Origin of the sequence: Bradyrhizobium sp. CCBAU 65884 (genome assembly GCF_028128835.1) — a bacterium.
Classification (GTDB): domain Bacteria; phylum Pseudomonadota; class Alphaproteobacteria; order Rhizobiales; family Xanthobacteraceae; genus Bradyrhizobium; species Bradyrhizobium ottawaense.
The window spans coordinates 1-8004 of record NZ_LBJU01000057.1 but is presented as its reverse complement, the minus strand read 5'-3'; the positions used below and the strand labels follow the sequence as shown (position 1 = coordinate 8004).

General features: G+C 61.8%; 9 protein-coding genes and 3 pseudogenes. 2 read left to right on the top strand and 10 right to left on the bottom strand.

Annotated elements, in window-relative coordinates; genetic code table 11:
* The 9 genes and pseudogenes from XI03_RS01975 to XI03_RS01935 all read right to left on the bottom strand — a co-directional run.
* Positions 1–703 (bottom strand): annotated as a pseudogene (locus XI03_RS01975) (recombinase family protein); the annotation flags it as partial.
* A gap of 98 nt (positions 704–801) precedes the next feature.
* Positions 802–1545 carry an IS21-like element helper ATPase IstB gene (gene istB / locus XI03_RS01970; RefSeq protein ID WP_271591153.1) on the bottom strand — a complete coding sequence of 248 codons (744 nt, stop codon included), beginning with the start codon at positions 1543–1545 and terminating at the stop codon, positions 802–804.
* Between the two features lie 13 nt (positions 1546–1558).
* A pseudogene (gene istA, locus XI03_RS01965) lies at positions 1559–3086 on the bottom strand (IS21 family transposase).
* A gap of 212 nt (positions 3087–3298) precedes the next feature.
* Positions 3299–3682: a hypothetical protein gene (locus XI03_RS01960; protein WP_271591151.1), complete on the bottom strand. Its 384-nt coding sequence runs from the start codon at positions 3680–3682 to the stop codon at positions 3299–3301.
* 162 nt (positions 3683–3844) lie between these two features.
* Positions 3845–4024, bottom strand: coding sequence for a hypothetical protein (locus tag XI03_RS01955; RefSeq protein WP_271591150.1), 180 nt, complete (start codon positions 4022–4024; stop codon positions 3845–3847).
* Positions 4021–4323 carry a recombinase family protein gene (locus XI03_RS01950; RefSeq protein WP_271591149.1) on the bottom strand — a complete coding sequence of 101 codons (303 nt, stop codon included), beginning with the start codon at positions 4321–4323 and terminating at the stop codon, positions 4021–4023. Before XI03_RS01950 ends, XI03_RS01955 begins: the two co-directional genes overlap by 4 nt.
* On the bottom strand, positions 4320–4820 hold the full coding sequence (locus XI03_RS01945; protein WP_271591148.1) for a recombinase family protein: 501 nt from the start codon (positions 4818–4820) through the stop codon (positions 4320–4322). Before XI03_RS01945 ends, XI03_RS01950 begins: the two co-directional genes overlap by 4 nt.
* The gene (locus tag XI03_RS01940; protein WP_271591147.1) at positions 4810–4977 is read right to left on the bottom strand and encodes a hypothetical protein; all 168 of its coding nucleotides are present in this window, start codon (positions 4975–4977) and stop codon (positions 4810–4812) included. The genes XI03_RS01945 and XI03_RS01940 overlap by 11 nt, the downstream gene beginning before the upstream one ends.
* A gap of 210 nt (positions 4978–5187) precedes the next feature.
* On the bottom strand, positions 5188–5466 hold the full coding sequence (locus XI03_RS01935; protein ID WP_271591154.1) for a hypothetical protein: 279 nt from the start codon (positions 5464–5466) through the stop codon (positions 5188–5190).
* Positions 5467–5514: 48 nt separating this feature from the next.
* Here XI03_RS01935 and XI03_RS01930 point away from each other — a divergent pair, with 48 nt between their 5' ends.
* Complete coding sequence (locus XI03_RS01930; protein ID WP_271591152.1) at positions 5515–5754, top strand: cold-shock protein; 240 nt, start codon at positions 5515–5517, stop codon at positions 5752–5754.
* Positions 5755–6140: 386 nt separating this feature from the next.
* On the opposite strand, the gene XI03_RS01925 is transcribed toward XI03_RS01930, so the two are convergent.
* Positions 6141–6425 (bottom strand): DUF3892 domain-containing protein, encoded by a 285-nt coding sequence (locus XI03_RS01925; protein ID WP_271591146.1) that lies wholly within the window; start codon positions 6423–6425, stop codon positions 6141–6143.
* A 1142-nt stretch (positions 6426–7567) separates the two neighbouring features.
* Here XI03_RS01925 and XI03_RS01920 point away from each other — a divergent pair.
* Positions 7568–7855, top strand: a pseudogene (locus tag XI03_RS01920) (DNA-binding protein); the annotation flags it as partial.
* Positions 7856–8004 lie beyond the last annotated feature (149 nt).

Genomic DNA, 8004 nt, shown 5'->3' with positions numbered 1-8004 from the left:
ATGCGATTGAAGAGAAGAGATTTTGTTGAGCCGGATGCGATCCCGCGGGGTATTTTGGGTTCTGTCGCGCTCGTGTGGCGATAGATTGAGCAGCAGTTGTTATCAGCCAGGCGCGGGCGAGGATCCAAGGACCATCCGGCAGAGGATGGATGGATTCGATCTCGCCGGCTTCAGCGGCCAGTCGGAGCGTCTTGGGCGCGATCTTCAGGAGCTTTGCGGCGTTGCCAAGGTTGAGCCATGGCTCGATCCCGTCCTCGGCGGCCTTGAACACCGGGATGTGGTAGTTCGAGCGCATTGATGTGACGCGCTCGCGGGTCCAGCGATTGCCGTTACCGGCCTTGAGGCCGTTGCGGTTGAGGAGGCCGGCAATCAGATCGTCGCTGGCGATCAGCACCAGTTGACGCACGGCCTGGACGATATCGGCAGAGGTGCTGTTGCGCTGTCCGCGCCGGCGCTTCGGCAAGCGCAACTCGCTGTGAGCGCCCCCCACCCAATAGACCACGAGAACGATCTCCGAGGCTGCGTCGTCGATATCGGTGCGCATTCCAGGGATGGCGATCAGGTGTTCCAGGCGATGGTTATCACGGATTCCAGTGATCGCGATCAGTTCGGAGACGAACACGACTGACGGGCTTATGTGTGCTGGAAATTGTCTCCTGGTCAAGGCTGGCGGGTTGGTTCGAAGATCGTTCCGGCGGTCCATGGGAGGGTCCCGTGCGCGGCGCGGAGTGCCCCACGAGCGACGCAGCGACGCGCGCGGGAGGGGCCTGTGGGCCGGCGGGACGATCCTGCGCGAGGTGCTCACAGCTTTTTCTTTTCGCCGGCTTGGCGCCGCAGACTGTCGCCCTTGAGCTCGATGCGATGAGCATTGTGAATGATGCGATCCAATATCGCATCGCCGAGGGTGGGATCGGCAATGACATCATGCCATTGCGACACGGGCACCTGACTCGTGATCAACAACGATCCCTTGTCGTAGCGGTCGTCGACGATCTCAAGCAGATCACGGCGCTGGTCGGCGGTGAGCGGTTCGGGTCCCCAGTCGTCAAGGATGAGGAGATTGATGCGCTCGAGCGCGGTGATCAGGCGCGCCAGACGGCCTTCGCCGCGCGCCTGGGCGAGATCAGCGAACAGGCGGGATGCCCGCTTGTAGAGGACGGAAAAGCCGTCGCGGCAGGCCTTGTTGCCGAGCGCGCAGGCAAGCCAGGACTTGCCGGTGCCGGTTGGACCGACGATGACCAGGTGGTTGGCATCGCGGATCCATTGGCAGGTGCTGAGGTTCTGGAAGAGCGAACGATCGAGACCACGGGCGGTACGATAGTCGACGTTCTCGATGGTGGCGGCTTGACGGAGCTTGGCGCTGGTCAAGCGACGCGTGATGCGACGATTGTCTCGGGCGGTGACCTCGCGGTCGACGAGGAGGCCGAGCCAATCGGCGTGCGGCATCCCGGCTGCCTCGGGATTGTTCTGCAGTTCAGTGAGGCCATCGGCCATGGTGGCGAGGCCGAGGGCGCGTAAGCGATCGACGGTAGGGTGAACGAGCATGCTGATCTCCTGATCAATTGTAGTAACTGCGGCCACGAATGTTGGCGTGGAAGAGAATGGGCGTCTCATCGGCGGGCGGAGCGGTCCTGTCAGTGCCGTTCTTGAGGATGGCAGCGACCGATTTGTAGGAACGGGCGTTGAGCAGCAGGGCACAGGCGCAGGCGGCGTCGACGCGCTCCTGACCGTAGCGCTTGACCAGCCCGAGAATACCGATGGCGGAGCGGAAGCCCTGTTCCGGATGCGGCCGCGACCGCAGGATGACGTCGATCAGGGTGTCGGCGTCGGGGCAGACCTTGGCAGCTTCGGACCGAATACGCTCATGGGTCCAGTCCCGATAACGGCGATGTGAGCTCGGCATATGCTCGGCAATCGTCGTCGGGCGATGCGGCAGGGTGCTGCGCAGATGCGACGCCACCCGCTTGCCGCGCAGGAAGATCTCGACGGTCTTTTGGGTGACGCGGGTCTCGACCTCTTGACGCACGAGGTTGTGAGGGACGCTTGGCGATCTCGATGTGATAATCGAGGTTGACCCGGCAGCGCTTCCACTCGGCATACTGGTACGGTTCATCCGGCAAGGCAGTAAGCGCCGGACGATCGAGCTCTTCGAACAGGTCGCGTCGACTTCGCCCCCAGCTCCTGAGGGGTCGGTCGTTCAACTCGACAAGGAGCCCGTGGATCGCCTCGTTGAGGGCGGCGAGCGAGAAGAAGCGGCGGTTGCGCAAGCGTGCCAGAATCCATCGTCCGACGATCTGGACCCCGACTTCGACCTTGGCTTTGTCGCGCGGCCGATACGGCCGTGCCGGAACAATGGCGGTGCGGTAATGGCGGGCGAGATCAGCATAGGTCCGGTTGACCATCGGTTCGTGAAAGCAGGCCCTGGTGATGCCGGCCTTCAGATTGTCGCTCACCGTCTGCCGGGCCACGCCGGCGAAATAGGCAAAGGCCCGGACGTGCGAGGCGATCCAGTCCGGCAGGCTCTGGCTGAGGCTGGCCTCGGCATAGGTGTAGTTCGAGGCGCCGAGCACGGCGACGAAGATCTGCGCGCTGAGCACCTCACCGGTGAGCCCGTCAACCACCTCCATGGTATGGCCAGAATAGTCGACGAACAGCTTCTCGCCGGCGACGTGAACCTGGCGCAGGGTTGGCTTGAGACGGCCGGCCCATTCCCTGTAGCGTTCGCAGAACCACGCATAGCTGAAGCTGTCGGAATTGGCGTCGCAATACTCCTCCCACAACAGCATCAGCGTGACGTTCGGGCGCCGCAGCTCGCGATGTACGAGCGCCCAGTCGGGATGCGGACGCTCGTCGCTGGGCCGATCGGAAGGCGGAGGAAACAGGCGGTTCTCGAGCTGGACGTCGTCATCCAGCTCCGTTGGCAACGGCCAGGTCAGGCCGGCGCGGCGGGCTCGGTTGACGTATTTGCTGACCGTGCCCTGGGCCAGACCGAGGCTGCGGGCAACGGCGCGTTGCGACATGCCGACGCTATAGTGCAGGCGTAGAACTTCGCGAATGTGGCGCATGGACAGTCTCTCGGTCGGCATCTCGATCCTCTGCAGTTAGGCAAAAGATCAAGCTACCCGGTTGCAGACTGTCAGCGGTGCGCGCCTCCTGGTTGCCCCCCCAATCGCGATCGCTGGAAATAGCGATCACAATCGACTGGAAATGGTGATCACGATGCTCTGGAATGGGTGATCACGATGGCCTGGAATCGGTGATCACGATCGGCTGGAACGCGCAGATATCGGCCCCGACCTCATTGGATGAGGGTGCGCACAATGCGCTTCTTGAGGCGAGCATCCGTCGTCGGCGCATCCCAGACCGTTTTGAGGTTCGAGGCCAGAACGCCGAGCGAGGCTGGATCAGCAAGAGGTGCGGGCATCGCCGCATCATGCATGGTGATCTTGGCCTCAACCTCCGCCGCGTGAGCGAGCGCGCTGTTCCAGCGGGCTTCCAGCTCACTGGCCACCAGACGGTTCGCGGGATCAGCAGCATCGTACTGCCGGAAAGCTCTGTCGGCGGCATAGCGCGCCGCTTCGAGGTCGCGACTGAGGGCATCGCGTACCTGATCGCGCCGTTCCCTGGCTCCCCGGGGCGGCAGCGGTTGCGGCAGCGACAGCGCCCGGACCAACGATTCCAAGCAGTGCTTCCTCGATAGCGTCATCGACGCGCAGTCCGCCGAAGGCGATGCAGTGGGCCCCGCCATTGTCCATCCCGGCGCGGCTGCAGCTGTAGCGCGGGATATGGTTTTCCATGCCGGACTACCGGAGTGTGAGCTTGCGACCGCAGCGCTTGCAGCGAATCAGACCGGCCAGCAGCGCGTCACCAGCTTGGGCGCGCCGGGATGCCGACCGGTGGGAACGTTGCTGATGACCATTGTGCGGATCGACTCGAACCTCTCCCAGCTCACGTACCCATCGCGGGTGTTGGGCTTCAGCGGCAACCATTCGTTCCGCGCCTTGCGGCGGATATTCACGCTCACGCCCGCGGTGCTGTATCCCGCCGCCACAGCTGTCTTACCATAGGCATAGGCGCCGCCGTAGACGGGTTCTCAATGATCCGGTGGATGGCAGAGTAGTTTGGTCGCCGCCAGGCCGTGTCGCCGTTGGTCTGCTTCACCGGCAGATCGAGATTGTACTCGTGGAGCCAGCAGAGCGCTTGTCGCGCGCTGCCCAGTTCCTCGACCTTGTCGAACGCCAGCTTGATCGCTTCCTGGACGCGCCGATCCGGGTCTTTCTCATAACGGTCGCCGGCCTTCACGAAGCCGACCGGCGCTGTCACAACCAACTCGCCCCGGCGCCCTTCTCGTAGCGGGCCGAGAGCGAGCGCTGGCGCAACAGATCAAGCTCGTACTCGTTGAGGCTACCCTTGAGCCCGAGCAGCAGGCGGTCGTTGCCGTGCCTTGGCGCATAGATAGTCTCTTGATCGACCAGAACGGTATCGACCACGCGGCACATCTCGATGAGTTGCTGCCAATCCCGGCTGTTGCGGGCGAAGCGCGAGACCTCGCGGGCGCAAACCGCACCAACCTTGCCGAGGCAGACCTCCGCCACCATTCGCTCGAATCCGGCGCGTTGTATGCCGCCGGCAGCTGAACGACCGAGATCATCATCGATCACTTCAATCTCTGACCACCCGAGTGCCGTCAGCCGGTCTCGCATGGCGTATTGCAGCGCGCTGCTCTCGCGATTGTGCAACACGTGATGGGCCGAAGACTGACGCACGTAAAGAATCGCCTTGCGCTCCAGATGATGAGGCCTGACCTTGTCAGAGATCATGATCGAGCTCCTTCGCGGGCGTCGCTGCCATCGCTGCATGGTCGAGGATCAACTGCATCATCAGGCTCGTGAGCGCTGCCCGCGCTTCTGCGGGCAGATCCAGCCATGTGGGCGCGCCGATGGCGCCGTTCGACAGGCCACTCCCGAACAGATCCATCTGCTGCTGCGGCCGCGGTTGTCGATTGTGTCGGTATCCGCCCGCCGGCACTGCCGTCTGCCGTGACGTGAGTCTCTCCCCGATTCTGGTCGTGAGAGGCTCTGGATGCGCCAGAAAGCAGGGCAGCTGATGGCGTTCGATCCTTCAACGCCAGATCGAGAAGCGTAGAGAGCGCCGAAAGTGCGTCAATGCTGACAAAGGGCTGAGCTGTCAAAGGCTCAGCGTCAGGGCATGCCGCCCGATCGAACATCCATGCCGGAACCTCCAACCATCGATCCGCTTGTGATCCATCAAGAGAGCAGCGTAAAGCGACATCATCAGCCTTCTCGACGCTTCCATGAACGCAAACTCGGCGACCAAACCAGGGATGATGTCGATAAAGAACCTCGCGAAGAACGGTCCTGTGGACGTTCTTGAGCCTTGTTGTACAACGAAGTCCGGCCCCACGGAGCCATCGGCAATCGGCCGCCGATTTTGCTGCAAAATCACGCCGGCGCCACCAGCCCGCCAACGTGATAAGATCGCAAAACTCTAGTTCTGGGCGGTCCAAAGTTCGGTCTCGCTACAGTTCACCCGACGAATGGCTACGGGTTCATTCAGCCGGACTCGGGTGGCAATGACGTCTTTGTCCACATCTCCGCGGTTGAGAAGGCTGGTTTTACTACGCTCGCTGAGGGCGGAAAAGTCAGCTTCGACATCGTGAAAAATCGCGGAAAAGACTCGGCGGAAAATCTACCGAATCGAGTGATGCGCCCAGCATTGTGCGTCGCTGCATAAAAGCCCTAGCTCGATGGATCAAGCAGTCAATTCAGGTGGGTGCCACGCGAACGTGTAGCTAAACACAACTTGAGGTCACATTTGGAAGTTGAGCCGCTCGGGGGGCGAGCGCGGTCAGCTTTTTCCGCCCTAAGGCTGACCACCGAAGTCTGCGGCGCCTAGGGACAGCGCTCGTCTGCAATCGGGCGCCGAGTCACATCGCTGCTCACTTCATCGGCAGCGCGGGTGTGGCGGGGACAGCGCGATGGCACCAGAATGGTCAGCGCCGAGTCACGTGCCGCTAACTTCAACGGTAGTGCGGGCGGGGTAGGGACAGCGTCTGATCCAACGCAACCGAACAGCGCCGAGTCTCGCCCGCACTGCCTGCGATCTGGGATCGACAACCGTCACGGACATTCGGGGAGCGAAAGGAGATTGTCCGGTTGAATTCGGTCCACTGTTGTCTTGATGTACCTGTGTCGGCCGTCGGCGGCGACGATGACCTCGACAGTGACGCCTGATTCTTCCACGTAGTACTCCCACTCGCGGCTTTCGAGGTCTCGGATAGTCTTCTTAACGGATAGCTTCCATCGCGTTCCGTCCGAATTCAGTCCGCCGACATTTTTGATTCTCTCGTGTGCGCTTCGCCTGTCAGTCTTGTTTATGCAATGAATGCGTACGCGTTTGGCCATGCGGGTGTCTCCCATCTCTGCAAGCCGTCCGACCAGCTTAGAGACTGGTCGTGGAGGAGGGGACGGCCAACTCTGGTAGTTGTGCCCACGCCCTTTTCCGATCGATGTATCCTACCGTCAGCCTTCTTCCGTCGCTGAGGCTGGCGGTGGAGTTAGCGGCGCGTGGTAGGGACAGCGCTTCTTCTCTCAGATGAGCGCCGAGTCACGTGGCCGCTAACTTCTACCATGGTGCCAATGGACGTGATCATCAGCGTGACAAACCTTCGCCGGCAGAGCTGAGACGTTGGGAGCGGATGTTACGCGCCGATCAGATCGCGCCTCGGGGCCTCACTAAGGCCAGTGCGGCCCGCCTATGTGGCTGCTCCAAGGACGCGTTCAACACGTGGGTTAAGAAGGGCCTGGTGTCGGAGGCTGTCCCCGGCACTCAGCGCTTGATCGCAAGGCGATTGACTGGTATCTGGACCGGGCTTCTGGTCTACCCGAGACAACGTCGGCCAGTCCGGCAGACGACGCGCTTGTACGCTGGCTCTTCACACGCTCAAAGGAAGTGGCCCAGCTAAACGGACCTTGCGAGCCGCACGGTCATGGTACACGTTGCCACTCGCCGATTTCCTCTGGAATGCCCAATTCGAATGGGTCCGCAGAGGACGGCCAAAAGCATCGGCCATTAGCGAGCGCCTCTGCCGCTGCGGAAGGTGAGGGCTGATATTCTAAGATCTCGCCATCGAACACGATTGCAAACCCCTTCGGCATTGGGACGATCTGAGCCAGCCCTGCGCGTGTTCTAAGGACCCATTTCGCCATTTGCAGCTTCCGAGTGCCAACCCGGTTCGGGACCGTCTCGATATGGCGTGCACGTGGTGATGCGGCAACCCCCTGGTGCTGGTAGGTGCTCTCCAATTCTTCTCAGGATACAAATTGATCGCACCTTGGGACTTGGATCTCTCGGGAGCAATGGTGGCTAGCCCGTCCTTGGCACGGGCTAGCCACCATTGTAGCGCGGCAATCTGGGTAGGAAGCCTTTCCATCCTGATCGCCGCGCGACACACCATCGCTTGCGAAGCGTACCCTACGGCAGTTAAAGGCCAACGGATGCACACATTCGCGCGCCGCTGCACCCGCTCGACCAATTCCGCGACTCCCTGCGCGAGAAGGGCCGGACCGAGGAGGACATCGCCGCGACCTTCTTCACCTCGGTCAACGTGGTGAAGCAGCGTCTGCGACTCGCCTCGGTCTCGCCCGCGCTGCTCGATGTCTATGCTGAGGACCGCATGTCTCTCGAGCAGTTGATGGCGTTCACCGTCACCGCCGATCATGGACGCCAGGATCAGGTCTGACAGGCCATCTCCGGTTCTTGGTAGAAGGAGCCCTATCAGATTCGCCGCATGCTAACGGAGAAGACGGTGCGCGCCTCCGACCGGCGCGCCGTGTCGGGGACCATGACCAAATAATTTAGTAGAGGTGCGGCTTTGGCTTCGGAGAAGAGCGAGAACGGGCGTCCAGGCCCAGAGCACCGGAGACGGAGTGAACGATGAACCTTATCCTAGGCGACAACCACACGGTTGCGGCCTTCAAATTT